General features: G+C 73.1%; 23 protein-coding genes and 2 tRNA genes. 12 read left to right on the top strand and 13 right to left on the bottom strand.

What is annotated here, in order from left to right:
- Window positions 1-340 precede the first annotated feature (340 nt).
- Both C4T42_RS26965 and C4T42_RS26970 read right to left on the bottom strand, forming a co-directional pair.
- Window positions 341-1,045, bottom strand: coding sequence for a hypothetical protein (locus tag C4T42_RS26965; RefSeq protein ID WP_103986178.1), 705 nt, complete (start codon window positions 1,043-1,045; stop codon window positions 341-343).
- Window positions 1,046-1,374: 329 nt separating this feature from the next.
- Window positions 1,375-1,450, bottom strand: a tRNA-Glu gene (locus tag C4T42_RS26970).
- A 162-nt stretch (window positions 1,451-1,612) separates the two neighbouring features.
- Between C4T42_RS26970 and cobU the strand changes: the two genes are divergently transcribed.
- The 5 genes from cobU (at window position 1,613) to C4T42_RS32110 (ending at window position 5,935) form a co-directional block, all read left to right on the top strand.
- Window positions 1,613-2,155, top strand: coding sequence for a bifunctional adenosylcobinamide kinase/adenosylcobinamide-phosphate guanylyltransferase (cobU, locus tag C4T42_RS26975; protein WP_170868058.1), 543 nt, complete (start codon window positions 1,613-1,615; stop codon window positions 2,153-2,155).
- Entirely contained in the window at window positions 2,152-2,754 is a 603-nt protein-coding gene (gene cobO / locus C4T42_RS26980) for a cob(I)yrinic acid a,c-diamide adenosyltransferase (RefSeq protein ID WP_091977583.1), read from the top strand. The genes cobU and cobO overlap by 4 nt, the downstream gene beginning before the upstream one ends.
- 35 nt (window positions 2,755-2,789) lie before the next feature.
- A complete protein-coding gene (locus tag C4T42_RS26985; RefSeq protein ID WP_103986179.1) occupies window positions 2,790-4,232 on the top strand; it encodes a cobyric acid synthase in 1,443 nt (480 codons plus the stop codon).
- A gap of 78 nt (window positions 4,233-4,310) precedes the next feature.
- Window positions 4,311-5,657 carry an MFS transporter gene (locus tag C4T42_RS26990; RefSeq protein WP_103986180.1) on the top strand — a complete coding sequence of 449 codons (1,347 nt, stop codon included), beginning with the start codon at window positions 4,311-4,313 and terminating at the stop codon, window positions 5,655-5,657.
- 101 nt (window positions 5,658-5,758) lie between these two features.
- Window positions 5,759-5,935 carry a hypothetical protein gene (locus tag C4T42_RS32110; RefSeq protein WP_010687019.1) on the top strand — a complete coding sequence of 59 codons (177 nt, stop codon included), beginning with the start codon at window positions 5,759-5,761 and terminating at the stop codon, window positions 5,933-5,935.
- Window positions 5,936-5,976: 41 nt separating this feature from the next.
- On the opposite strand, the gene C4T42_RS26995 is transcribed toward C4T42_RS32110, so the two are convergent.
- A complete protein-coding gene (locus C4T42_RS26995; protein ID WP_056524660.1) occupies window positions 5,977-6,891 on the bottom strand; it encodes an NAD(P)-dependent oxidoreductase in 915 nt (304 codons plus the stop codon).
- Between the two features lie 175 nt (window positions 6,892-7,066).
- Window positions 7,067-8,062 carry an adenosylcobinamide-phosphate synthase CbiB gene (cbiB, locus tag C4T42_RS27000; RefSeq protein WP_103986181.1) on the bottom strand — a complete coding sequence of 332 codons (996 nt, stop codon included), beginning with the start codon at window positions 8,060-8,062 and terminating at the stop codon, window positions 7,067-7,069.
- Between cbiB and cobD the strand changes: the two genes are divergently transcribed.
- Entirely contained in the window at window positions 8,054-9,088 is a 1,035-nt protein-coding gene (cobD, locus tag C4T42_RS27005; protein ID WP_103986182.1) for a threonine-phosphate decarboxylase CobD, read from the top strand. The genes cbiB and cobD overlap by 9 nt on opposite strands.
- On the opposite strand, the gene C4T42_RS27010 is transcribed toward cobD, so the two are convergent.
- Window positions 9,081-10,256, bottom strand: a complete 1,176-nt coding sequence (locus tag C4T42_RS27010; protein WP_100253352.1) for an MFS transporter — start codon at window positions 10,254-10,256, stop codon at window positions 9,081-9,083. The two genes, cobD and C4T42_RS27010, sit on opposite strands and share 8 nt — an antisense overlap.
- 332 nt (window positions 10,257-10,588) lie before the next feature.
- On the opposite strand from C4T42_RS27010, the gene C4T42_RS27015 reads away from it, so the two are divergent.
- From C4T42_RS27015 to C4T42_RS27025, 3 genes are all read left to right on the top strand, one after another.
- Window positions 10,589-10,780, top strand: coding sequence for a hypothetical protein (locus tag C4T42_RS27015; protein ID WP_012318462.1), 192 nt, complete (start codon window positions 10,589-10,591; stop codon window positions 10,778-10,780).
- Between the two features lie 244 nt (window positions 10,781-11,024).
- Entirely contained in the window at window positions 11,025-12,434 is a 1,410-nt protein-coding gene (locus C4T42_RS27020; RefSeq protein WP_056524651.1) for a malonyl-CoA decarboxylase, read from the top strand.
- 116 nt (window positions 12,435-12,550) lie between these two features.
- A complete protein-coding gene (locus tag C4T42_RS27025) occupies window positions 12,551-14,068 on the top strand; it encodes a malonyl-CoA synthase (protein ID WP_020095582.1) in 1,518 nt (505 codons plus the stop codon).
- Window positions 14,069-14,242: 174 nt separating this feature from the next.
- On the opposite strand, the gene C4T42_RS27030 is transcribed toward C4T42_RS27025, so the two are convergent.
- The 4 genes from C4T42_RS27030 to C4T42_RS27045 all read right to left on the bottom strand — a co-directional run bounded on the left by C4T42_RS27030 (window position 14,243) and on the right by C4T42_RS27045 (window position 16,551).
- Entirely contained in the window at window positions 14,243-15,055 is an 813-nt protein-coding gene (locus C4T42_RS27030) for a hypothetical protein (protein ID WP_103986183.1), read from the bottom strand.
- A gap of 119 nt (window positions 15,056-15,174) precedes the next feature.
- Window positions 15,175-15,546, bottom strand: a complete 372-nt coding sequence (locus tag C4T42_RS27035) for a DUF3618 domain-containing protein (RefSeq protein WP_020095580.1) — start codon at window positions 15,544-15,546, stop codon at window positions 15,175-15,177.
- A gap of 5 nt (window positions 15,547-15,551) precedes the next feature.
- Window positions 15,552-16,001 carry a phage holin family protein gene (locus C4T42_RS27040; protein WP_170855257.1) on the bottom strand — a complete coding sequence of 150 codons (450 nt, stop codon included), beginning with the start codon at window positions 15,999-16,001 and terminating at the stop codon, window positions 15,552-15,554.
- A 4-nt stretch (window positions 16,002-16,005) separates the two neighbouring features.
- Window positions 16,006-16,551 carry a hypothetical protein gene (locus tag C4T42_RS27045; protein WP_082557795.1) on the bottom strand — a complete coding sequence of 182 codons (546 nt, stop codon included), beginning with the start codon at window positions 16,549-16,551 and terminating at the stop codon, window positions 16,006-16,008.
- Between the two features lie 417 nt (window positions 16,552-16,968).
- Between C4T42_RS27045 and C4T42_RS27050 the strand changes: the two genes are divergently transcribed.
- Complete coding sequence (locus tag C4T42_RS27050) at window positions 16,969-18,390, top strand: trehalose-6-phosphate synthase (RefSeq protein WP_042672419.1); 1,422 nt, start codon at window positions 16,969-16,971, stop codon at window positions 18,388-18,390.
- Between the two features lie 54 nt (window positions 18,391-18,444).
- Complete coding sequence (gene glgX / locus C4T42_RS27055; RefSeq protein WP_103986184.1) at window positions 18,445-20,568, top strand: glycogen debranching protein GlgX; 2,124 nt, start codon at window positions 18,445-18,447, stop codon at window positions 20,566-20,568.
- Window positions 20,569-20,613: 45 nt separating this feature from the next.
- Here glgX and C4T42_RS27060 read toward each other — a convergent pair whose 3' ends face one another.
- Together C4T42_RS27060 and C4T42_RS27065 are read right to left on the bottom strand one after the other, a co-directional pair.
- On the bottom strand, window positions 20,614-21,558 hold the full coding sequence (locus tag C4T42_RS27060) for a ribose-phosphate pyrophosphokinase (RefSeq protein ID WP_012318471.1): 945 nt from the start codon (window positions 21,556-21,558) through the stop codon (window positions 20,614-20,616).
- A 226-nt stretch (window positions 21,559-21,784) separates the two neighbouring features.
- Entirely contained in the window at window positions 21,785-22,021 is a 237-nt protein-coding gene (locus C4T42_RS27065) for a DUF4170 domain-containing protein (RefSeq protein ID WP_020095575.1), read from the bottom strand.
- A gap of 197 nt (window positions 22,022-22,218) precedes the next feature.
- Here C4T42_RS27065 and C4T42_RS27070 point away from each other — a divergent pair, with 197 nt between their 5' ends.
- Entirely contained in the window at window positions 22,219-22,614 is a 396-nt protein-coding gene (locus C4T42_RS27070) for a hypothetical protein (protein ID WP_056524642.1), read from the top strand.
- A 22-nt stretch (window positions 22,615-22,636) separates the two neighbouring features.
- Here the strand turns inward: C4T42_RS27070 and C4T42_RS27075 are convergent, their stop codons facing one another.
- Together C4T42_RS27075 and C4T42_RS27080 are read right to left on the bottom strand one after the other, a co-directional pair.
- Complete coding sequence (locus C4T42_RS27075) at window positions 22,637-22,885, bottom strand: hypothetical protein (protein WP_103986185.1); 249 nt, start codon at window positions 22,883-22,885, stop codon at window positions 22,637-22,639.
- 210 nt (window positions 22,886-23,095) lie between these two features.
- Window positions 23,096-23,188, bottom strand: a tRNA-Sec gene (locus C4T42_RS27080).
- Window positions 23,189-23,197 lie beyond the last annotated feature (9 nt).

Raw genomic sequence — 23,197 nt, forward strand, 5'->3', positions numbered from 1 at the left:
ACGATGGAAATGCATTGAAAGCCGGGAGCGCCGGCCAAGTGGTAAACAATCAGTCGAGAACAGACATTTTCGGTCAAAAACAGCGTTGGATCCGCGCACAACGCCGGTCCTTCGCTGCAGTACAGACAATGCCGGAACGCTCGCGGATGCGGCTGGCGGCCGCTTGGGTTTTGCGACGTCAGGCAGACCTATTCGACCGACGCACCGCTGCCCGCCTGCCGGGAGATGAAGGCGCTCTGTTCGGTCGTGAAGCACTGGCGCGGCCTGGCATCCACCTCAGCCAGGGTCATTTGCGCCTCAGCTGGCCCTCGCTGCAAACACGCCGCGCGCTTCCGCTCTGTCAATCAGGATCAGCCTCGGCAGTGCCATCCGGCGGGCGCTGCCAGACCGGCACCCGATGCGGGTCAAGGCGGGCGCGCCTCTCCTGCATAAAACGGCTGAACGAGAACGTCGTCGACAGGACCGCCTCGCCGATCGCCAGCCGCAATCGCCCGCCTCCACTCTCCGCCAAGTCGTCCGTTTCGCGCAGCATCCGCTGCACTCGGTAGAGGTCAACCGCGCCACCCGCGATCAGCGCGGCAGCATTGACGTGATGCGCGAGCGCGTCGGACCGGCACCAGAGCCAGAGCAGGTGCTCCGCGCTCGCCAGCCTCGCCGAGACGCCAAACCACGGACAGGAGACCGCCTCCGGGAGCAGATTCATCTCCACCGGGCATGTACACGGGCGCAGCGTCAGGCTGATCGGCCTCGCGCACAGGCTGGGATCCATATGGGCCAAGAACCGCGCGCGGGTCGCTTGCACGAGCGCATCGGCCCGCTCGAGGCCGCCTGCGCTGAGGTCGGCGACGATCTCGATCTCTCGCACAAACCGCGCTCTTTCATGCAGCGCCAGCGCGAGATGGCCGAGCACGGCATAGGCGAACCCGCCGGCATCGAGGCCGCTGACGATGTCGCGGAAGATCGCCGGCAACCGCCCCGGCGTCGGATCGTCCGGAGCGTTGCCGTCGATGAGCATAGCCTCAATTTCGGCCGAGCTTGCGCTCATGCTGCATGTCCTTCGGCTCGACCGGGCGTGAGACAACGCCGGTCCGCGCGCACGATGTGGCGCTCGCCTCCGGGCTGAACAGCCGGTCACACCCCGAACGGTTTCAGGGCCTGGCATCGTCCTAGAGCACAGCAAACGGCAGGCCTGCGGCCGACCCCCATACGGGAAAATCGTTGTGACGTCGGCTGTGCCCGCTCGGCGAGCGAATGCCGCAGGCACCACGCCAGCGAACCCCTGCGAACGTCTCCGAACGCCGACAACTTTTCCGTATATTTTCCGTACAACCGACCACTTGCGGGCCAGAAATCAAGGTAAGTGCTTGAATTTACTGGCGCGCCCTACGGGAATCGAACCCGTGTTTTCGCCGTGAAAGGGCGACGTCCTGGACCGCTAGACGAAGGGCGCTCTGGCTGGGCCGGGGTTCTATAGTCGGACCGGAGACGCCCGGCAACCGTCCAGGCGCGGCACAGGTGCCACAGGTCCCGAGTTTGCAGGTCCTGAGGTCACAGACCCCGAGTCTGTCGGTCCTGGGTTTGACCGCGCACCGGGTTGGGGCGATGGAGAGCCATGCCCCAGCCCACCCCTCGCATGACCCTCGTCCTCGGCGGGGCGCGGTCCGGCAAGAGCGCCTACGCGGAGGGGCTGATCGAAGCCTGCCCCGGCCCGTGGCTCTATCTCGCCACCGCCCAGGCCTTCGACGACGAGATGGTCGACCGCATCGCCCAGCACCGCGCGCGGCGCGGCGGCGCCTGGCGCACCCGCGACGTGCCGCTCGCGCTGCCGGAGGCGGTCGCCGAGGCCGAGGGACCGGTCTTGGTCGACTGCCTCACGCTCTGGCTCACCAACCTGATCCTGGCGGAGGCCGACGTGGCGGAGGCGACGGCGCGGCTCCTCGCCGCCTGCGCCGACGTCCCGGGCCCGCTCGTGCTGGTCGGCAACGAGGTCGGGCTCGGGATCGTCCCCGACAACGCCCTCGCCCGGCGATTCCGCGACGCCGCCGGCCGCCTCCACCAGCAGCTCGCCGCGCGGGCCGATCAGGTCGTCCTGACCGTGGCCGGCCTGCCGCTGGTCGTGAAGCCGCGAACCTCTGAGACAGGAGCCTCCGCATGAGCGACGACGCCGCGCGCCACCGCGAGAAGATGGAGAAGCGCAAGGCCGTCCAGGACGCCGAGGTCGCGGGCAAAACCCTCGAGAAGGGCCTGCTCCTCGTCCATACCGGCCCCGGCAAGGGCAAGAGCACGGCGGCTCTGGGACTGATGCTGCGGGCGCTCGGCCGCGGCTGGCGGGTCGGCATGGTGCAGTTCATCAAGGGCGGCTGGGACACCGGCGAGCGCCACGCCGTGGCGGCCTTCGGCGAGAGGGTCGTGTGGCACACCCTCGGGGAGGGCTTCACCTGGGAGACCCAGGACAAGGCGCGCGACATCGCCGCCTGCCGCCACGCCTGGGCAGTCGCCGAGGGGCTGATGGCCGACCCCACGATCCGCCTGCTCGTCCTCGACGAGCTCAACATCGCGCTGCGCTACGATTATCTCGACCTCGACGCGGTGCTGGCCGCCCTGCGCGCGCGCCGGCCGGACCTGCACGTCGTCGTCACCGGCCGCAACGCCAAGCCGGCCCTGATCGAGGCCGCCGACCTCGTCACCGAGATGGGCAGCGTCAAGCACCACTTCGCCGCCGGCGTGAAGGCGCAGGAAGGGATCGAGTTCTGAGCCCGCCGCGCGCGACGGCGCCCAGGAAGGCCCTGATGATCCAGGGCACCGGCTCCGATGTCGGCAAGTCCCTGATCGTGGCGGGGCTGGCGCGCGCCTTCACGGAGCGGGGCCTGAGGGTCCGGCCGTTCAAGCCGCAGAACATGTCGAACAACGCCGCCGTCACCGCCGACGGCGGCGAGATCGGCCGGGCGCAGGCGCTCCAGGCCCGAGCCGCCCGGGTGGCACCCTCCGTGCACATGAACCCGGTCCTGCTGAAGCCGCAGAGCGAGGTCGGCTCCCAGGTGGTCGTGCAGGGCCGGATGGTCGCCACCGTGAAGGCGCGCGACTACCAGGCCTGGAAGCCCCGGCTGATGTCCGCCGTCCTCGACAGCTTCTCCCAGCTCGCGGACGAGGCCGACTTGGTTCTGGTCGAAGGCGCGGGCTCGGCGTCGGAAATAAACCTCCGCGCGGGCGACATCGCCAATATGGGCTTCGCCCGGGCCACCGACACGCCGGTGGTGCTGGTCGGCGACATCGACCGGGGCGGCGTGATCGCGAGCCTCGTCGGCACGAAGGCCGTGATCGACCCGGCGGACGCCGCGATGGTCGCCGGCTTCCTCGTCAACCGGTTCCGCGGCGATCCGAGCCTGTTCGCCGACGGGATGCGCCTGATCGCCGAGCGCACCGGCTGGGCGGCGCTCGGCCTCGTGCCGCACTTCCCCGACGCGGCGCGCCTGCCGGCCGAGGACGTGCTGGGCCTCGCCGGCTCGGAGTCGCGCGGGCCCGGCTCCGTCACGGTGGCGGTGCCGGTGCTGCCGCGCATCGCCAATTTCGACGACCTCGACCCGTTGCGGGCGGAGCCGAACGTGTCGGTGGTGCTGGTCCGGCCCGGAACGCCGATCCCCGCCGAGGCCGCCCTCGTGCTGCTGCCGGGCTCCAAGACCACGATCGACGACCTGGAGGCTTTCCGCCGGGAGGGCTGGGACGTCGACCTGCGCGCCCATGTCCGCCGGGGCGGCCGGGTGCTCGGCCTGTGCGGCGGCTACCAGATGCTCGGAAAGAGCCTCGCCGATCCGCACGGGATCGAGGGGGCGCAGCGCACCGTGGAGGGCCTCGGGCTCCTCGCCGTCGACACCGTGATGTCGCCCGAGAAGCGCCTGGCCGCCGTCACCGGCACCAGCCTGCCCGACGGCGTGCCGTTCTCCGGCTACGAGATGCATATCGGCGCGACCGCGGGCCCCGACGCGGCCCGGCCGCTGCTGCGCCTCGCCGACGGGCGCCCGGACGGGGCGGTCTCGGCGGACGGGCGCGTGGCCGGGACCTACGTGCACGGCCTCTTCGCCGACGACGCCCAGCGGGCGGCGTGGCTCGCGCGCCTGGGCACCGTCTCGGCGGGCGCCGGCTACGAGGCCGGGGTCGAGGCGGCGCTGGACGGCCTCGCGCGACACATCGCGGCCCATGTCGACTGCGACCGCCTCCTGGCGCTTGCCCGGTAGGCGGGGCGCGGGCCAGGGATTACTCTGTGTTATGCCGGCCCCGCCACGAAGGGCCGCACGCCCCCGGAGGAACGCCCCATGCCGCCCACGCCGTCCCCCGCCGGGGAGGATCTCGCCGCGAGCACCGTCCGGACCGTGACCCTGCGGCTCATGCCGCTCCTCGGCCTGCTCTACCTGATCGCCTATATCGACCGGCAGAACGTCTCCTACGCCAAGCTGGAGATGGTCGGCAGCCTCGGCCTCTCCGAGACCGCCTACGGGCTCGGGGCCTCGCTGTTCTTTCTCGGCTACTTCCTGTTCGAGGTGCCGGCCAACGTCTTCCTGGAGCGGGTCGGCGCGCGGATCTGGTTCGCCCGGATCATGATCACCTGGGGGATCGTCACCGTCCTGCTGGGCTTCACCCAGGGCACGGCGATGTTCTACGTGCTGCGCTTCCTGCTCGGCGTGGCGGAGGCGGGCTTCTTCCCCGGCGTGCTGTTCGCCCTGACCCTGTGGTTCCCGCAAGCGCACCGGGCGCGGATGGTCGGCTGGTTCATGATCGCCAGCGCGATCGCCAACGCGGTCGGCGCGGCGGTCGGCGGCGCGCTGCTCGGCCTCGACGGACTCCTCGGCCTCCAGGGCTGGCAATGGGTGTTCCTGGCCACCGGCGCGCCGGCGATCCTCATGGCCGCGGTGGTGCTGTTCGTCCTCCCGGACGGCCCCGAGACCGCGCCCTGGCTGTCGCAGGCCCAGCGCGACTGGCTCGCCCGCACGCTCCGGGCCGAGCGCGAGGACGGCGGCCACGTCGACCACGGCAACCCGTTCGCGGCGCTCCTCGACCGGCGGGTGCTGATGCTCGCCGGGGTCTACGTCTCCCTGCCGCTCGCCGCCTACGGCCTCGGCTACTGGCTGCCGACCGTGGTCAAGGGCTTCGGCGTCTCGAACCTCACCAACGGCTTCCTCAACATCATCCCGTGGCTCGCCACGGCCTTCGCCCTGTGGTGGGTGCCGCGCCACGCCGCCCGCACGGGGGCGCAGGGCAACGCGCTGACCTGGCACGTGGTCGGGCCGGCGCTGGTCGGGGCGGCGGGCCTCGCGCTCTCCGTCGTCCTGCCGGGCAACGCCGTGAAGTTCGCCTGCCTGTGCGTGGCCGCGGCCGGGACCTTCGCGGCTCAGCCGGTCTTCTGGTCGATGCCCGGGACGTTCCTGCGCGGTGCCTCGGCGGCCGCCGGGATCGCGGCGATCAATTCGGTCGGCAATCTCGGCGGCTTCGTCGCCCAGAACGCCGTGCCGTTCATCCGCGACCAGACCCAGAGCGACCTCGTGCCGATGCTGTTCCTGGCCGCCTGCCTCGCCGTGGGGGCCGGCCTCATGTTCGTGGTGCTCTCCGCCCTGCGCCGCGACGCGGCGCGGCGGGCGGTGCCGACAGCCGCGAGACCGGCCTGAACACGGTCCGAATTCGTGCGTTATCCTTCCTCAGGCCGGCACGACCGGCAGGATGATGCAGACCCGCAAGCCCGCGGGCCATCGTCGAGGAGGGCACCGCGATGAGTCAGGGATTTCCGCTCATGATCCTCGCCTTCGGGACGCTCGGCGGCATCTGGTTCCTGGCCGCCGCGGCTAGGAAGCAGGTCGCCGACGCGAAGGGGAGCCCGGAGCGCTCCAGCGTGATCCACCACCACGGCGGCGAGCCGCGCCCGAACATGCAGGGCACCGAGCACTAGGAGAGCCGAGCATCGGGGCGGCCGCTCCCGCGGCGCAGCTGTCAGCCGGCGGCGATCCGCCGGCAATGGTCGAGGGCGGCGCCGATCAGGTTGTCGCTCGCCTCGGGCGTGCGGAATGCTGAGTGCGCCGACAGGGTGACGCTGGGCAGGTGCGCCAGCGGGTGATCCGGCGGCAGGGGCTCGACGGTGAACACGTCGAGCCCGGCCCGCGCCACGTGGCCGGTGCGCAGGGCCGCGACCAGGGCGTCCTCGTCGAGCACCGCCCCGCGGGCGGTGTTGATCAGCATCGCGCCGGGCTTCATCGCGGCGATCCGCGCGGCCGATAGGAAGCCGCGCGTCGCGTCGGTCAGGAGCAGGTGGAGCGAGACCACGTCGCTCTCGGCGAGCAGGCGGTCGAGCGGGACGAAGTCGACGCCAGGATGGGTCTTCGGGGTCCGGTTCCAGGCGAGCACTCGCATGCCCGCGCCCCGGCAGAGGCGCGCCATCTCGGCCGCGATCCCGCCGAACCCGACGAGGCCGACGGTCTTGCCGGTGAGCTGGATCCCCTCGGTGCGCAGCCAGGATCCGGCGCGCATCGCCCGGTCCATCTCGGGCAGGCCGCGGGCGGCGGCCCACATCAGCGCGAAGGCGCACTCGGCGACCGCCGTGTCGCCGTAGCCCTTGATGGTGTGGACGGTGACGCCGAGGGCGTCCCGGAGCGCCTCCGGGTCCATGTAGCTGCGGGCGCCGGTGCCGAGGAACACGACGTGCTTCAGGCCCGCGCAGGCCCGGGCCACGTCGAGGGGGAGGGCGGTGTGGTCGATCACCGCGGTCTCGGCGCCGTCGAGGATCGCGGGCAGGTCCTGCGGCGCGATTCCGGGATCCGCGTGGATCGCGAAGGGCGGATCGTCCGGCCGCAGCAGCCGCCGGGCCACCGCCGCCAGGGTCTCGCTGGCATCCACGAACACGGCACGCATCGGCGTCTCCCTCATCCTGCCCCGTCCGGCCACGATGCGTCCGGTGCGCGGGCCGTGCCAAGGCCCGATCGGGAATTGCCGCCGTCTCTGCGAGCGGAGCGAAGCGATCCCGTCGGCGCCACGATCTCAGAGGTCGCGCGGCCCTGGCGCGCTTCGCTCCGCTCGCGAGGACGGCTCAGCCGGTGAGCGACAGGCAGAGCGCGAGGAGCGCCAGCACGAGCCCGCCCTGCAGCCAGCAGGCGGTGCGGTAGAGGGCCAGCGCCCGGGCGATGTCGTCGGCCGTGGCGGCGTCCCGGCCGTCGCCCATATGGGCGTCCGGGACGAGGGTGCCGTCGTAGACCCGCGGCCCCGCGAGCCGCAGGCCGAGCGCCCCCGCCATGGCGGATTCGGGCCAGCCGGCATTGGGCGAGCGGTGCCGGCGCGCGTCCCGGGCCATGGCCCGGAGCGCCCCGCGCGCGTCGGCGCCGCGCAGGGCCGCCGCCCCGGCGATCAGCAGGCCCGCGAGCCGGGAGGCCGGCAGGTTCACGCCGTCGTCGAGCCGGGCCGCCGCCCAGCCGAAGGCCTCGTAGCGCGGGCTGCGGTGGCCGATCATGCTGTCGGCGGTGTTGACCGCCTTGTAGAGGGCACCCCCCGGCAGGCCGAGGCAGCCGATCCAGAAGGCCGGCGCCACGATCCCGTCGGAGAAGTTCTCCGCTAGGCTCTCGATCGCGGCCCGGCAGACAGCCGCCTCGTCGAGGCGGTCGGGGTCGCGCCCCACGATCATCGCCACGGCCCGGCGCCCGGCCTCCAGGCCGCCCGCGCGCAGGGCCGTCTCCACGGCGGCGACGTGCTGGTGCAGGCTGCGCTGCGCCGGCAGGCTCGCGCCGAGCAGGCCGAGGAGGAGCAGAGCGGGGAGGGGGCCGGCGAGCCCCGCCAGCGCCGTGACGGCGAGGGCGGCCGAGCCGACCGCGGCGAGGAGCAGCGCCAGCGCGGCGCAGCCGGCGACCCGCCGCCGGCGCGCCGAGCCGCGGTTGAGGCCGCGCTCCAGGGCGGTGATCAGCCGGCCGATCCAGGTGACAGGGTGACCGGCCGCCCTGTAGAGCGCGTCGGGATAGCCGGCCGCCGCCTCGATCCCGAGGGCGACGGCGAGGACGGCGAGCGTGTCGGCGAACGTACCGGGCAGATGGACCATTCGGTGTGGAGCGTTCCCGCGCGTGAGGCCGCCCCGATCGCGCATGGCGGCGATCTCGGCGGGCTCCGACAAGCCTTTCCCGACGCGCCAGAGCCCTGGCTCGACCTCTCGACGGGGATCAACCCGGTCCCCTATCCCGTGCCCGCGCTGGAGGCCAGCGCCTGGGCGCGCCTGCCCGAGGCCGCCGAGGTCCGCGCGCTCCGGGAGGCCGCCGCCGCGGCCTACGGCGCGCCGGACGCCGACCACGTCGTGCCCGCGCCCGGCACGCAGGTCCTGATCGAGACCCTGCCCCGGCTCCTGGCCCCGACCCGCGTCGCGGTGGTCGGTCCGACCTACGCCGAGCACGCCGCCGCCTGGGCGCGGGCCGGGCACGCGGTGGCGGAGGTCTCGAGCGTCGACGCCCTCGGCGAGGCCCGGGTGGCGGTGATCGTCGATCCCAACAACCCGGACGGGCGGACCCATCCCCTGGACGAGCGCCGGGCGCTGGCCGAGGCACTGCGTGCCCGCGGCGGCCTGCTGGTCGCCGACGAGGCCTTCGCCGACCTCGAGCCGGTGGAGAGCCTGTGCCCGCACGTCGCCACACCGGACTCGGCGCCGGGCACCGTGGTGCTGCGCTCCTTCGGCAAGACCTACGGGCTCGCCGGCCTGCGCCTCGGCTTCGCGGTCGCCGAGCCCGGCACGGCGGCCCGGATCGCCGCGGCGCTCGGCCCCTGGGCGGTGTCGGGCCCGGCCCTGGCGATCGGGCGCGCGGCCCTGTCGGACGCGGGCTGGCGCGCTGAGGCCGCCCGCGCCAGGGCCGCGGATGCGGGCCGTCTCGACCGGATGATCGCCCGGGCCGGCGGCCGGGTCGTCGGCGGCACCTGCCTGTTCCGGACCGCCGATTTCCCCGACGGGCCGGACCTCTACCGGCGGCTGGCGGCGGCCGGCATCGCGGTGCGGCGCTTCGCCGGGCGCCCGGAGCGCTTGCGCTTCGGACTTCCGCCCGACAGGGCGGGCTGGTGCCGGCTGTCGCGGGTGCTCAGGTAGCCCGAGCCCCCGGCGGGTGCGGGTCGCTGGCCGCCACGAGCACGGCCAGCGCCGAGAAGGCGAGGCCGACCGCGCAGACGCCCGGCCAGCCGACGAGCAGGAAGGCCTGCGAGCCGGCATAGGCGCCGACCGCACCGAACACGAACAGGGTCGTGAACAGCACGGTGTTGATGCGGCCCCGCGCGCCCGGGACCAGCGCGTAGGCCCGGGTCTGGTTGGCGATGAGCGCGCCGTTCATGCCGATGTCGATGAGCAGCACGCCGAGCGACACCGCGGCGAGCGACCACGTGCCCCCCACCCAGAGCACGACGAAGGACAGGGCGACCAGCAGGCTGCCGCCGAGGACGACGGGCTTCGCCCCCCGCCGGTCGGTGAAGCGGCCCGAGATCGGCGCCACGAAGGCCCCGCAGACGCCGATCACGCCGAACAGCCCGGCCCCGGCGGCGGTGAGGCCGAAGGGCGGCGCCTCGACCAGCAGGGCTAGGGTCGCCCAGAAGGCGTTGAAGCCGGCGAACAGCAGCGCCTGCGACAGGCTCGCCGTGCGCAGCACCGGCTGCGTGCGGGCGAGGTGGAGGATCGACAGCATCAGGGCGCGGTAGCGCAGCGGGTGCGTCTGCACCGTGTGGGGGAGGGTGGCCCGCGCGATGCCCGCCATGGCGAGCGCCAGCACGGAGGCGACCAGGAAGACCGGCCGCCAGCCGAGATGCGCCCCCAGGAAGCCGCTCGCCGTGCGGGCGAGCAGGATGCCGGTGAGGAGCCCGGTCATGACCTGGCCGACGATCCGCCCGCGGCTCGCGTCCGGGGCGAGCTCGGCCGCGAACGGGACCGCCTGCTGGGCCGCGCAGGACAGCACGCCGACCACCAGATGGGCGAGCGCGAGGCAGGCGAGGTTCGGCGCGAGGCCCACGGCGAGCAGGGCCAGGGCGAGGCCGAGGCACTGCCCCACGATCAGGGCGCGGCGCGGCAGGGCGTCGCCGAGCGGCACGAGCCCGACGATGCCGAGCCCGTAGCCGACCAGGGCCGTGGTCGGCACCCATAGGGCGGCGCGGTCGCCGAACTCGGCCACGATCAGGCCGAGCAGCGGCTGGTTGTAGTAGATGTTGGCCACGGCCCCGCCGGCGATCAGCGTCAGGCCGAGCCGGGCCTTCGCGTCGAGGGGTGCGGTCACGGCCGGGTCGGGGGCAGGCGAGTGGGCCGCCGCGGGAGAGCCATGGTCGGGTCCGTGTGGGGAGGGCGATCGGAGCGGCGAGCGATACGGGCGGAGCGCGCCGCCGGGCAAGCTGCGGCGATGCATCCCTGCCGGGACGCCCCGGGCCCCTTCACCGGAGCCGGCGGCGCACCATATGCAACAGACGCAGCCGGCGCCGCTCCCATGCCAGCGGGCGCCGCGACCGATGCGCCGGGCGCCGGGCCTCGCGAGGTTTACGGACCGGACTACGAACGAGAGGGCGGTTTCGTTCCGTGCGAACGGCGCCGGGCCGCCGCAGCAGGGAGTACGGGATGCCGAACTACCGCGTCGACTTCGCCAAGGAGATCCTCGGGGTGCCGTTCACGATCGGCTCGGTCGCGATCGCGCGGGCCCGCGATCCCGAGCGCGCCCGCCGCGCCGCGGAGCTGCGCTTCGCCCGCCAGCACGGCGTCGGCGACTGGCGCGAGCGGGCGGACCTCGCCACCGTGGCCGAGCGGCTCTGACGACCGTCCGGATCCGTCGCACCACCCCCGTCACACGATGGTCGTGCCGCGCCCGCACACGGGGAGCCCCGTGTCCGCTACCGGTCAAGCTCTGGTCGCGGCGGCCGCGGCGCCGTAGAATGGCGGGCGGATCGGGACGCCCGCCGGCGTCCGGATCCCGTTCCGTCCGCGCCCGACCGACGAGCCGGCGTCGCGGGACCGGACACGTCTCGAATCCGGGTCATCGGGGGTCAGTGCGAAGGTCATGGCGGCGATCTCCTTCTTCGGCGACCTGCTTCAGACCATCAGCGAGCGCGGCCGCGACCTGATCGGGATCGGGCGCGGCGACATCGGGCCCCGGGCGAGTGCCGGCGACCTCGTCAAGCTCTGCGAGGACCTGATCTCCCGGCGCGGCGAGGCCTCCGGGGTGGCGCTGGCCCGCCTGATCCTCGACCGCTACGCGAGCTTCGGCCAGGCGGAGCGCCACGCCTTCCTGCGGGCCATCGCCCTCGACTTCGACGCGGACCACGCCGCCGTCGACGAGGCCATCGCCGCCTACCGCGCCGCCCCTTCCCGCGCCCGCCTGGGCAGCCTGCACGAGGCCGCCGAGCCGCGCAGCCAGGAGCTGATTCGCCGCCTCAACCTCGCCCGCGGCGGCACGCTCAGCCTCGTGCGGATGCGCGAGGACCTGTTCGACCTGCGCCGGGCCCTGCGCGCCGGCGACGAGGCCGACCCCGCCCTGATGGACGCCGTCGACAGCCTCGACTGCGACTTCGAGCACCTGTTCGCGTCGTGGTTCAACCGCGGCTTCCTCGTGCTGCGCCACATCGACTGGACGACGCCGGCGCACATCCTGGAGAAGATCATCCGCTACGAGGCGGTCCACGCCATCTCCGGCTGGGACGACCTGCGCGCCCGCATCGAGCCGCCGGACCGGCGCTGCTTCGCGTTCTTCCACCCGGCGCTCGCCGACGAGCCGCTGATCTTCGTCGAGGTGGCGCTCACCGACCAGATCGCCCCGGCGATCGCCCCGATCCTGTCGCAGGAGCGCAAGCCGCTGCAGCCGCAGGCGGCCACCACGGCGGTGTTCTACTCGATCTCGAACTGCCAGAAGGGCCTCGCCGGCGTCACCTTCGGCAACTTCCTGATCAAGCAGGTGGTCGAGGACCTGACCCGCGAGGTCCCCACGCTCAAGACCTTCGTGACGCTCTCGCCGGTGCCGGGCTTCGCGGCGTGGCTGGCGCGGGAGCGCCGGGCCGACAGCCCGCAGGGCCTGCTGCCCGAGGATGTCGAGACCCTGCGGGCGCTGGACGACCCGGCCTGGCCGGCCGACAAGGCCCGGGCCGAGACGGTGCGCCGGGCGCTGATCCCGGCCGCGGCCGCCTATTTCCTGCGCGCCAAGAACGAGCGCGGGCGCCCCCTCGACCCGGTGGCCCGGTTCCATCTCGGCAACGGCGCGCGCCTCGACCGGATCAACTTCCTGGGCGACACCTCCAAGAAGGGGCTGGCGCAGTCCCACGGGCTGATGGTCAACTACCTCTACGACCTCGCGGCCATCGAGCGGAACCACGAGACCTACGCCAATCTCGGCACCGTGGTGGCGGCGCCGGCGGTGACCCGGGAGCTGCGCGCCAAGCTGCCGCCGCCCCGGGCCGTGGTGCTCGCCGAGGCGTAGGCGTCGCGACTCACCGGACCGCGCGGACGACGCGCCGCCGGAAAGGGCTCGCCGAGGGGGCCTCCGGGCGGCTATGGGTGCGCGCGACTCATAGCCCGTGATAGCCCAGCCTCACGATGACGAACCACCTCTTCTCCCTGGTGCGGGACGGCGCCGCCGATCCCGCCAAGACCGTGATCGAGACGCCGGACGGGCGCCGCTACGCGTACGCGGACCTGATCGCCCGCTCCGGCGCCTACGCGGCGGCCCTGCGGGCGGCGGGCGTCGCGCCCGGCGACCGGGTGGCCGTGCAGGTCGAGAAGAGCCCCGAGGTGATCTTCCTGTATCTCGGCGCGGTCCGGGCCGGCGCCGTGTTCCTGCCGCTCAACACCGCCTACACCCCGGCGGAGATCGGCTACTTCCTCGGCGACGCCGAGCCGACCGTGTTCGTCTGTGACCCGGGCCGGCGCGACGCGCTCGCCGAGGCCGCCGCCGGCGTCCGGCAGGTCTGGACCCTCGACGCGGCGGGCGGCGGCAGCGCCGCGGAGGCCGCTGACCGGGCCGCCGATGCGGGCGCCGCCTTCGCGGACGTGCCCCGGGGTCCGGAGGACCTCGCGGCGATCCTCTACACCTCAGGCACGACCGGGCGCTCCAAGGGCGCCATGCTGACCCACGACAACCTCGCGTCGAACGCCCGGACGCTGGTCGCGTACTGGCGCTTCACCGCCGACGACGTGCTGATCCACGCCCTGCCGGTGTTCCACACCCACGGCCTGTTCGTGGCGACCAACACGGTGCTGGCGAGCGGCGGCTCCATGCTGTTCCTGCCCCGGCTCGACCCGAAGCTGATCCTGAGCCTGATGCCGCGGGCGACCGCCCTGATGGGCGTCCCGACCTTCTACACCCGGCTCCTCAAGGAGCCGGGCCTGACGCCGGAGGCGGCCCGGGGCATGCGCCTGTTCGTGTCGGGCTCGGCGCCGCTGCTCGCCGAGACGCACCGGGAATGGCAGGCCCGCACCGGCCACGCCATCCTCGAGCGCTACGGCATGACCGAGACCAACATGAGCACCTCGAACCCCTACGCGGGGGACCGGGTCGCCGGCACGGTGGGCTTCCCCCTGCCGGGCGTGTCCCTGCGGGTGGTCGATCCCGAGACCGGCGCAGCCCTCGGGCCCGACGCGGTCGGCATGATCGAGGTGAAGGGCCCGAACGTGTTCCAGGGCTACTGGCGCATGCCCGAGAAGACCGCGGCCGAGTTTCGGGCCGACGGGTTCTTCATCACCGGCGACCTCGGCAAGGTCGACGGCCGGGGCTACGTCCACATCGTCGGGCGCGGCAAGGACCTGATCATCTCGGGGGGCTTCAACGTCTACCCGAAGGAGGTCGAGACCGAGATCGACGCCCTGCCGGGCGTGGTCGAATCCGCCGTGATCGGCCTGGCGCACCCGGATTTCGGCGAGGCCGTCACCGCGGTGGTGGTGGGCGGCGCCGGCTGCCCGGACGAGGCCGGCGTGCAGGCCGCCCTGGAGGGGCGCCTCGCCCGGTTCAAGTGCCCCAAGCGCGTCCTGTTCGTGGACGAGCTGCCGCGCAACACGATGGGCAAGGTCCAGAAGAATCTGCTCCGCGAGGCGCATGCGGGGCTGTATCGGGACTGACGCGCCGTCCCGTCAGAAGGGTCGACGGAGCGAGCATCCGGCCACCGCGTCGCTGCGAGCGGAGCGGAGCAATCCAGGCGGCGCCACGCTGCTCGACGTCGCGCAACTCCGGGGCACGTCGCCTCGCCCGGGATGACGGCACCGAGGTCCCACGGAGGGGCCTCAGCCACCGAATCAGAGATTGTGCTGCGTCCGCTCGCCCGCGGGCGGCGTGTGGCTCTCCGGATCGACCACCTTGCGGGCGGCGGCGTTGAGGTTGTCCGGATCGAGGGCGGTCTGGACGAACTCGCGGCCGATATTGGTCACCTCGCGGGCGTAGCGCAGGCCCTGGTCGCGGACCTCGTCGGCCCAGGGACCGATGCTCCGGTCCTCCTGGCGGGTGCGCGGCAGCAGCGCGCCGAGGAGCAGGCCGGCGGCCACGCCGACGACGCCGACGAGGAGCGGGTTGTCGTCGACGAAGCGCTCGACGGCGGTGCGCCCGCGGTTGATCCCCTCGATCCCCTGGTTGGTCAGGTCGTCCAGCGCCCGCATGTTGCGGCGATGGAGGGCGCCGGCCCGCTCCCGGGCCTCGTCGTAGGCCGCGGTGGCGCGGTCGCGCGCCTGATCGGCCGCCCCGCCGAGGCGGTCATTGATGTCGTCGGCGAGGCCCGAGACGGTGCGGCGCGCCTGCCCGGCGAACTCGGTGGCCCGGTCGCCCGCCGCCCGGATGCCGTCCTTCGCGGCCGAAGCGGCGTCCTGGGCAGCGTCCTGGGCAGTGTCATGGGCAGCGTCGTGCGAGCCCGTCGCCGCGCCGGGCCGGAGCGGGTCGTGCAGGCCGCGCGGATCCGGCCGGAGGGTGAAGTCGCCCGCGGCGGTGCCGGGCGCGCCCGGGTCGCCGAGGCCGGCCGGATCCGGCCGCAGGCTCTTGTCGTCGGCGCCGTGCGGCATCCCCGCCGCGGCGGCGAGCTGCTCGGGGGTGCTGGAGGGGATACCCGGCTTGTCGGTCATGGCGCTGTCCTCAGATGTCGGTCTCGCCGGCCCGCCTTCGGCGCCGGTCTGCCCGGTCGTCCGGCCGGGCGGCACGGTGTCTCGTCCCGGATCCGGCCGGACCCGGACGGGTCCGGTCCTCAGATCTCGGTCGTGTCCAGCGGATCGCGGGCCGGGCGGACCGTCGGGCGGTCGGGGTCGTAGCCGCGGGCCGCGCCGGTGTTCAGGGTGGGCACGCGCTCGGCCGAGACCTCGGTGCGGCGGCGCTGGGCGTCGCGGGCCATCCGGTTGAACAGCAGGCCGACGCCCGCCGCGATCAGCAGCACCGGCACGGGATTGCGGCGCACCGCCTCCAGGGCCGAATCGTAGGTCGTGTTCAGCGCCGGCACCCGCCGGGCATTGCCCAGCATCTCGTCCACGAGATTCGGCACCGAGAGCCGGCCCTGGATGCGGTCGATCGTATCGTCGAGCCGGGCGCGGCTCTCCTCGATCTCCTTCTCGAGGTCGTTCATCGTACTCATCCGGACACGCGCTCCGAGAGGGCTTGGGCATCCTGGCGGACCTGGCGCGTCGTGCGCTTCGGGGCCAGGGTCGAGAGGGAGAGGACGCTGCGCGCCCACAGGGCCATCCCGAGGGCGAGGAGCAGCAGAACGCCGCCGACGATCAGGGCCGAGAGCCACTCGGAGCCTACGATGGTGGCGAGCCACTTCACGAAGGCGCCGATCAGGACCAGCAGGGCGACCACGGCGAACACCGCCGAGCCGACCATGCAGGCGAGGCCGACGATGAGCTGGCGGACGTTGCCGGCCATCTCGGCCCGGAACAGCGCGATCTCCTTGCGGGCGAGCTCGTTGGTCTCCCGCAGGGCGTCGCCGATCAGGCTCTGGATGCTGGAGGGGCCCGTGGCTGGGCCCGTGGAGGAACCCGTGGAGGGGCCCGCCTGGCGCGGGTCGGAGCCGTAGGTCATGGCGTCAGGCCCGGAAGCTGTCGCGGGCGTCGCCGTCCGGCGCCTCCGGCGGCAGGCTGGACGACTTGATGAAGCGGGCGGCGATCAGGCCGGCCACGAAGGTCCCCACAGCGACCGCCACCGGCGCGCGCCGGGCGAAGGACTCGGCCTCGCTGTAGAACTCGCCGAGGCTGCGGCGCTCGATCGAGGAGCCGAGTTGCTCCAGCCCGTCCGCGGCGCTGTCGAAGAAGGCGCGGACGTTCGGCTTGTCGCCGAGATCGCGGCCGGAATTGCGGATCGTCTGCGCCAGGTCGTGGACCGATTGCGCGGCGTCGCTCTTGCGCTGCTCGACATAGCTCTGCGCCTGCAGCCGGGCCGCGTCGAGCAGACCGCGCCCGCGCTCGGCCGCCACGTCGGCGAGCCCCTCGACGTCGCCCTGGAGGGCCCGCCACTGCGCGCGCTCCTCCGCGGCGGTGTGGGGCGCGTCGTGCGGCGCGGCGTGCGGCCCCTCGCGGTGCGGATCCGCGATCGGATCCGCGGGGGTGCCTTGCGGTAACTCGTTGCCGGCCATCTCGAAAACACTCCTCGCGGCGCGGGGACGGGGCCGCTCGCGGCGACCGCGGGCCCCGCGATGGCTGAGTAACCGACTCGGCTGTCGCGGGTTCCGGTCCCTGTGCGCCCTTCCGATGCGTGCGCGGGGTCCGGCGCGACGGGCGGCACCGCTCACGCGCCGTTCAGGCAAGATCTGCCAGAACCGCCACGCTTGTACAACGCCCGCACGGGGCGCCCGACCGGGACGGAGCAGCCGCCCTGTCCCGGAACGGCAGGGCCTCGACTTGACCCGCGCCCGGCTTCACGCTTGGGTTGCGGGACGACCGACAAAGGATCGCGCAGGGCCTCCGCGCGTTCTGACATAGTAGTGACGTCCCGATGCAGGCGCGGCGAGATCCTCGACCCGACCCGCGCCCCTGATCCGGAGCCGACCCGCGTGGCACGCCTTGTGATCGTATCGAACCGCGTCGCCGTCCCGGAGGAGGGCGGCAAGGCGGTGGCGGCGGGCGGCCTCGCCGTCGCGGTCAAGGAGGCCTTCACGGCCTACGAAGGTCTGTGGTTCGGCTGGAGCGGCACCATCACGGACGAGCCGTCCGAGGAGCCGACGCTGATCGACCGGGGCCGGGTCCAGTACGCCGTCGTCGACCTCTCGCCGCAGGATCACCTGGAATACTACGCCGGCTTCGCGAATCGCGCCCTGTGGCCGATCATGCATTACCGGCTCGGGCTCGGCGCCTTCTCGCGCTCGGACTATGCCGGCTACAGCCGCGTGAACCGGACCTTCGCGCGGGCGCTGGCCAAGCTGGTCGAGCCCGACGACATCATCTGGGTCCACGATTACCACCTGCTGCCGCTCGCCGCCGAGCTGCGCGGACTCGGGCTCGACAATCCGATCGGCTACTTCCACCACATCCCCTGGCCCGCCGCCGACGTGTTCAACTCGCTGCCGGCGAGCGGCGAGCTCCTGCGCGCCATCGTCGACTACGACCTGATCGGCCTGCAGACCGAGGCGGACGTCCAGAACCTGCAGCGCAACCTCGTCGATACCCAGCGGGCGATCCCGCTCGGCGGCGGCTCGCTGATGGTTGACGGCCGCCGGACCCGGATCCGTGCCTTCCCGATCGGCATCGACGTCGCGGGCTTCAAGGAGGCCGCCGAGAAGGCCAATTCCAACAAGGTCGTGCGCGAGACCATCGCGGGCCTGCGCACCCGCAAGCTGCTGATCGGCGTCGACCGGCTCGACTATTCCAAGGGCGTGCCCGAGCGGATGGAGGCGGTGGAGAGCTTCTTCGCCTCGAATCCCGACCAGCGCGGCAACGTCACCTACATCCAGATCACGCCGAAATCCCGCAGCGAGGTGCCGGAATACGAGCAGCTCGCCCGCGAGGTGAACGAGAAGGTCGGCGAGATCAACGGCTCGCTCGGCGACCCGGCCTGGACGCCGATCCAGTACATCACCAAGGCCTATCCGCGACCGGTGCTGGCCGGCCTCTACCGGGCCGCCCGGGTCGGGCTCGTCACGCCGATGCGCGACGGCATGAACCTCGTCGCCAAGGAGTACGTCGTCGCCCAGAGCGAGGACGATCCGGGGGTGCTGGTCCTGTCGAAATTCGCCGGCGCCGCCCGGCAGCTGCCCGAGGCGCTGCTGATCAACCCCTACGACCGGTTCGAGGTCGCCGAGGCGATCCGCGCGGCCCTCTACATGCCGAAGGCCGAGCGGCTGGCGCGCTGGAAGCCGATGGTCGAGCGCATGACCCGCGAGGACGTCGACTGGTGGGCGCGCAACTTCCTGGCGGAGCTCGAGAACTTCCGCACGGTCGAGCGCGAGCCGCCCACCGCCGCCGCGGCCGCCGAATAGCCGGCGCCTCCCGCTGCTCCCGCCCGCCGCCATCCGTGTGACCGGACGCCCCGCATGATCGCCGTCGACGACGGGGTGCCGGCACCGCTCGGCGCCCATTTCGACGGGCGCGGCGTCAACTTCGCCCTGTTCTCCGAGCACGCCACCGCGGTCGACATCTGCCTGTTCGAGCCGGGGGAGCGGCACGAGACCCGCACGGTGCGGCTGCCCTGCCGGACCGACGACGTCTGGCACGGCTACCTGCGCGGCGTGCTGCCGGGCCAGCTCTACGGCTACCGGGTGCACGGCCCCTGGGACCCGGCGGCGGGCCACCGGTTCAACGCCTCGAAGCTCGTCCTCGACCCCTACGCGCGGGAGATCCGCGGCCGGATCCGCTGGCACGACGCGCTCTACGGCCACCGCCGGGGCGGCGGGCGCGAGGACCGGATCGACCGGCGCGACAGCGCGGTCTACATGCCGCGCTGCGTGGTCACCGCGCCGGAGGTGCCCGACCTCGCCCTCAACCCGGTCCGCCGGCCGCTCGCCGAGACGGTGGTGTACGAGGCGCACGTCAAGGCGCTGACCCGCACCCATCCCGACATTCCCGAGGCGGAGCGCGGCACCTACGGGGCGCTCGCCCACCCGGCGATCATCGAGCATCTCGTCAAGCTCGGTGTCACCGCCCTGGAGCTGCTGCCGATCCAGGCCTTCGCGGACGACCGCTTCCTGGTGGAGAAGGGGCTCGTCAATTTCTGGGGCTATCAGCCCCTGGGCTACTTCGCCCCGGAGCCGCGCTACCTGGGGGAGGGCGGCCTCGGCGGCCTGAAGGCGGCGATCCGGGAGCTGAACGCCGCCGGGATCGAGACTTGGCTCGACGTGGTCTACAACCACACCGCCGAGGGCGACCATACCGGCCCGACCCTGTCGTTCCGCGGCATCGACAACGCCAGCTACTACAAGCTCGACCCCGCCGACCCGCGCCGCAACCGCGACTGCACCGGCTGCGGCAACACCTTCGACGCGAGCCACCCGCGGGTGATGCAGCTCGTGCTCGATTCGCTGCGCCACTGGGTCACCGCCTACGGCATCGCGGGCTTCCGCTTCGACCTCGCCTCGAGCCTCGGGCGCGCGCCCTTCGCCTTCACCCCGCAGGCGGCGTTCTTCCAGGCCGTGGCGCAGGACCCGGTGCTGGCGCGGGTCAAGATGGTGGCCGAGCCGTGGGATGTCGGGGAGGGCGGCTACCAGCTCGGCGGCTACCCGCGCGGCTGGAGCGAGTGGAACGACAAGTTCCGCGACGCCGCCCGGGGCTTCTGGAAGGGCGATTCCGCCACGCTCGCCAAGGTCACGCAGGGGCTGACCGGCTCGCGCGAGGTGTTCGCCCCGTCCGGGCGCTCGCCGCTGGCCAGCGTCAACTTCATCGCCAGCCACGACGGCTACACGCTCGCCGACACGGTGTCGTACGAGGAGAAGCACAACGAGGCCAACGGCGAGGACAACCGCGACGGCCATAACCACAACGTCAGCCGCAACTACGGCGTCGAGGGCGACACCGACGACGCGGCGATCCTCGCCCTGCGCGCCCGCCAGAAGCGCAACATGCTGGCGACGGTGATGCTGGCCCAGGGCGTCCCGATGCTGCTCATGGGCGACGAGCGCTCCCGCAGCCAGGGCGGCAACAACAACGCCTACGCCCAGGACAACCCGACGAGCTGGATGGACTGGAGCGTCGATCCGGATCCGGCCCTCACGGACTTCGTGGCCAACCTGCTGGCCCTGCGCCGGGCCCAACCGGCCCTGCGGCGGCGGCGCTTCTTCACGGGCGCGCTGATCGACCCCGACGAGCCCCTGCGCGACGTGCACTGGCTCTCCCCCGAGGGCATCGAGATGGAGGTCCGGCACTGGTCCGACGACGGGCTCCAGGTGTTCGGCATGCAGATCGGCAACGACGGCGACCCGGGCGAGCGCCTGCTGATGCTGTTCAATGCCGGGGCGGAGGCCGTCAGCTTCCGCCTCGCCCCGGTGATCGGCGGCCCGTGGACGCCGGCCTTCGACACGGGCGAGCCCGCGGGCGCCCGCACCCCCGGCGCGCCGGCGATCGCGGCCGGGACCGCCGTGCCGCTGCCGGGCCGCACGGTCCTGGTGCTCACCGCGCCGGGCACCGAGACCGGCAACCGGGGCGGCTGGGTGTCGGGCCGGTAGGGGCGGGGCGCCTCAGGACCGGCCGGAATCGGCCGGACGGCGCCGTCAGTCGAACAGGCTGGAGACGCTGGATTCGGTCGCGGTCCGGCCGATCGCCTCGCCGAGCAGCGGCGCGATCGTCGCCACCCGGATGTTGCGGGCGAGCTTGACGGCCTGGGTCGGCTGGATCGAGTCGGTGATCACCAGCTCCTTCATCCGCGAGGCGGCGATGCGGGAGACCGCGCCGCCCGACAGGACGCCGTGCGTGATGTAGGCCGAGACGTCCTTGGCGCCGGCGTTGAGCAGGGCCTCGGCGGCGTTGACCAGGGTGCCGCCCGAATCGACGATGTCGTCCACGAGGATGCAGGAGCGGCCCTCGACCTCGCCGATGATGTTCATCACCTCGGACTCGCCGGGGCGCTCGCGGCGCTTGTCGACGATGGCGAGCGGGCAGTCGATCCGCTTGGCGATGGCGCGCGCCCGGACCACGCCGCCGACGTCCGGCGAGACCACCATCCGGTCGGCGCTCGGCAGCCGCTCCTTGATGTCGCGCACCATCACGGGGGCGGCGAACAGGTTGTCGGTGGGGATGTCGAAGAAGCCCTGGATCTGGCCGGCGTGGAGGTCGAGGGTCAGGACGCGGTCGGCGCCGGCCTCCGTGATCAGGTTCGCCACCAGCTTGGCCGAGATCGGGGTGCGGCCGGAGGTGCGCCGGTCCTGCCGCGCGTAGCCGAAATACGGGATCACCGCCGTGATGCGCCGGGCCGAGGACCGGCGCGCGGCGTCGATCATGATCAGCAGCTCCATCAGGTGGTCGTTCGCCGGGAACGAGGTCGACTGGACGATGAACACGTCCTCGCCGCGCACGTTCTCCTGGAGCTCGACGAAGATCTCCATGTCGGCGAAGCGCCGGACCATGCACTTGGCGAGCGGCAATTCGAGATAGGCCGCGATCGCCTCGGCCAGGGGCCGGCTGGCATTCCCGGCGATGATCTTGATCGAGGATTTCATGGGCGGCCGCTCGCTCGCGGCCGGACCTCCCGCCGCTCTTGTTCAGACCGGTCTCCCGAGGAGCCGGAACGATCCGATGACGGGCGAGGCTCTTAGCAGCGGGCCGGAAGTGTCACAATGCCTTCACGGCCGCGCCCTCACCGCGCTCTTACCCCGCTCTCACCGCGGACGCGCGCGGCGGACCCGGCCCCGGACCCGGGTTCGGATCCCCGCGCGCCCGGTCCCCTCAGGGGGCCGGCGGCTCCAGCAGTCGGTGCAGGTGCACCACGAAGTAGCGCGTCTGCGCGCTGTCGACGGTGGCCTGGGCCTTGGCCCGCCACGCGGCCTGGGCGGTGGCGTAGTCCGGGAAGATGCCGACGATGTCGAGGTTCTTGATGTCCCGGAACCGGACCCCGTCGAGATCCTGCAATTCACCGCCGAACACCAAGTGCAGTCTCTGGTCGCTGTCGATTTCCGTCGTCATGGCCCGTCCTCCGTTCCTGCGCGGCGCTCGCAAATGGCGGGCCCGCGGTCAAGCCTGAACATCCGCAGGCGAGCCCCGAATCCGCCGCAGGTCTGCGGCGGCCGGGCGAGGGGGCCGGGTGAGGGGGCCGGCCGGGGGGCTGAGCGTAGCGGCGCGGTGGATGCGCAACACCGGACGCGCCGTGCTACGAGCGGCCCATGACACGCCGCCTCCTCCCCGACGCCGTCCTCGTCGCGCTGGCCCTCGGCCTCGGCGCGGCGCCGGTCCAGGCCCAGCAGGCGCCCCGCGCGCCCCGCCCCGACAGGAGCGTCCCGGACCGGCGGGCCGGGCCGCCGGTGATCGGCTGCCCGTCGCTGGCCAATTACCGCATGCTGATGCGCGACGGTGCGGCGGCGGCCGCGGCGCACTTGGCCGACCCCAAGGCGGACCATCTCGGCTGCGCGGCACTGGCGCGCACGGACCTCGCCGGCATCGTCGACAAGGTGACGCTGGGCGGCGCGAGCTACGACTGCGCCGCCGTGCGCGGCACCACGGCCTGCCACTGGATCGCGCCCGGGACGATTCCCGAAGGCCCCGCACCGGCCAAGCGCTGACGGTCGGCCGCGCGGCCCGCGCTCAGCGCAGGTGGCCGCTGGCGCGCAGGTCCCGCTCGACGGCGTCGTGGAGGGCCTGGAGGGGATTGTCGTTGATGGCGGCGGGCGGGTGCAGCGGCGCCATCGGGGCGGGCCGCGCGTCGAGCCCCGGCAGGATCGTGGCCTCGGCGCCCGGCCGACGCGGGGGAAGTCGCACGGGCCGGCGCGCCGCGAGGGTTCGCAGCGCCTCGCGGGCGCCGGGCGGGAGGAGCGTGACGAGTCTGTCCAGCATGGCCGGCCTCAGCGCGCGCGGCCGGCCGCGGCCGGCGGGAACGGGACGGTGGCGGCGGATCGGTTCTTCACGCGGGCACCCGTGCGGGATCGATCGCGGGAAACGAGCCGGCACCCCCACAGTTCCGATAAAGCAGTATCGCGAATTTAATCGTACGTGTCCCCTGAATATCGGCGAACACTGGTTCATCGGTTTCGATTGTCTGAAGCGTGGCGGAAGCGGATGGGAATCGAACCCACCGTACGCTGTTGGCGTACCACTGGTTTTGAAGACCAGGAGGGCCACCAGACCCCGTTCGCCTCCGCGACCGGG

This window comes from Methylobacterium sp. 190mf (genome assembly GCF_900107945.1).
GTDB lineage: Bacteria > Pseudomonadota > Alphaproteobacteria > Rhizobiales > Beijerinckiaceae > Methylobacterium.

What these genes read in the sequence shown, in the direction of transcription:
- C4T42_RS27035 (WP_020095580.1), bottom strand. Translation starts at nt 15,546, where the DNA reads ATGAACGACCTCGAGAAGGAGATCGAGGAGAGCCGCGCCCGGCTCGAC.
- C4T42_RS27040 (WP_170855257.1), bottom strand. Translation starts at nt 16,001, where the DNA reads ATGACCTACGGCTCCGACCCGCGCCAGGCGGGCCCCTCCACGGGTTCC.
- C4T42_RS26990 (WP_103986180.1), top strand. Translation starts at nt 4,311, where the DNA reads ATGCCGCCCACGCCGTCCCCCGCCGGGGAGGATCTCGCCGCGAGCACC.
- cbiB (WP_103986181.1), bottom strand. Translation starts at nt 8,062, where the DNA reads ATGGTCCATCTGCCCGGTACGTTCGCCGACACGCTCGCCGTCCTCGCC.
- C4T42_RS27045 (WP_082557795.1), bottom strand. Translation starts at nt 16,551, where the DNA reads ATGGCCGGCAACGAGTTACCGCAAGGCACCCCCGCGGATCCGATCGCG.
- C4T42_RS26995 (WP_056524660.1), bottom strand. Translation starts at nt 6,891, where the DNA reads ATGCGTGCCGTGTTCGTGGATGCCAGCGAGACCCTGGCGGCGGTGGCC.
- C4T42_RS26985 (WP_103986179.1), top strand. Translation starts at nt 2,790, where the DNA reads ATGATCCAGGGCACCGGCTCCGATGTCGGCAAGTCCCTGATCGTGGCG.
- C4T42_RS26965 (WP_103986178.1), bottom strand. Translation starts at nt 1,045, where the DNA reads ATGAGCGCAAGCTCGGCCGAAATTGAGGCTATGCTCATCGACGGCAAC.
- cobU (WP_170868058.1), top strand. Translation starts at nt 1,613, where the DNA reads ATGCCCCAGCCCACCCCTCGCATGACCCTCGTCCTCGGCGGGGCGCGG.
- C4T42_RS32110 (WP_010687019.1), top strand. Translation starts at nt 5,759, where the DNA reads ATGAGTCAGGGATTTCCGCTCATGATCCTCGCCTTCGGGACGCTCGGC.
- C4T42_RS27025 (WP_020095582.1), top strand. Translation starts at nt 12,551, where the DNA reads ATGACGAACCACCTCTTCTCCCTGGTGCGGGACGGCGCCGCCGATCCC.
- glgX (WP_103986184.1), top strand. Translation starts at nt 18,445, where the DNA reads ATGATCGCCGTCGACGACGGGGTGCCGGCACCGCTCGGCGCCCATTTC.
- cobD (WP_103986182.1), top strand. Translation starts at nt 8,054, where the DNA reads ATGGACCATTCGGTGTGGAGCGTTCCCGCGCGTGAGGCCGCCCCGATC.
- C4T42_RS27020 (WP_056524651.1), top strand. Translation starts at nt 11,025, where the DNA reads ATGGCGGCGATCTCCTTCTTCGGCGACCTGCTTCAGACCATCAGCGAG.
- cobO (WP_091977583.1), top strand. Translation starts at nt 2,152, where the DNA reads ATGAGCGACGACGCCGCGCGCCACCGCGAGAAGATGGAGAAGCGCAAG.
- C4T42_RS27070 (WP_056524642.1), top strand. Translation starts at nt 22,219, where the DNA reads ATGACACGCCGCCTCCTCCCCGACGCCGTCCTCGTCGCGCTGGCCCTC.
- C4T42_RS27060 (WP_012318471.1), bottom strand. Translation starts at nt 21,558, where the DNA reads ATGAAATCCTCGATCAAGATCATCGCCGGGAATGCCAGCCGGCCCCTG.
- C4T42_RS27075 (WP_103986185.1), bottom strand. Translation starts at nt 22,885, where the DNA reads ATGCTGGACAGACTCGTCACGCTCCTCCCGCCCGGCGCCCGCGAGGCG.
- C4T42_RS27030 (WP_103986183.1), bottom strand. Translation starts at nt 15,055, where the DNA reads ATGACCGACAAGCCGGGTATCCCCTCCAGCACCCCCGAGCAGCTCGCC.
- C4T42_RS27065 (WP_020095575.1), bottom strand. Translation starts at nt 22,021, where the DNA reads ATGACGACGGAAATCGACAGCGACCAGAGACTGCACTTGGTGTTCGGC.
- C4T42_RS27015 (WP_012318462.1), top strand. Translation starts at nt 10,589, where the DNA reads ATGCCGAACTACCGCGTCGACTTCGCCAAGGAGATCCTCGGGGTGCCG.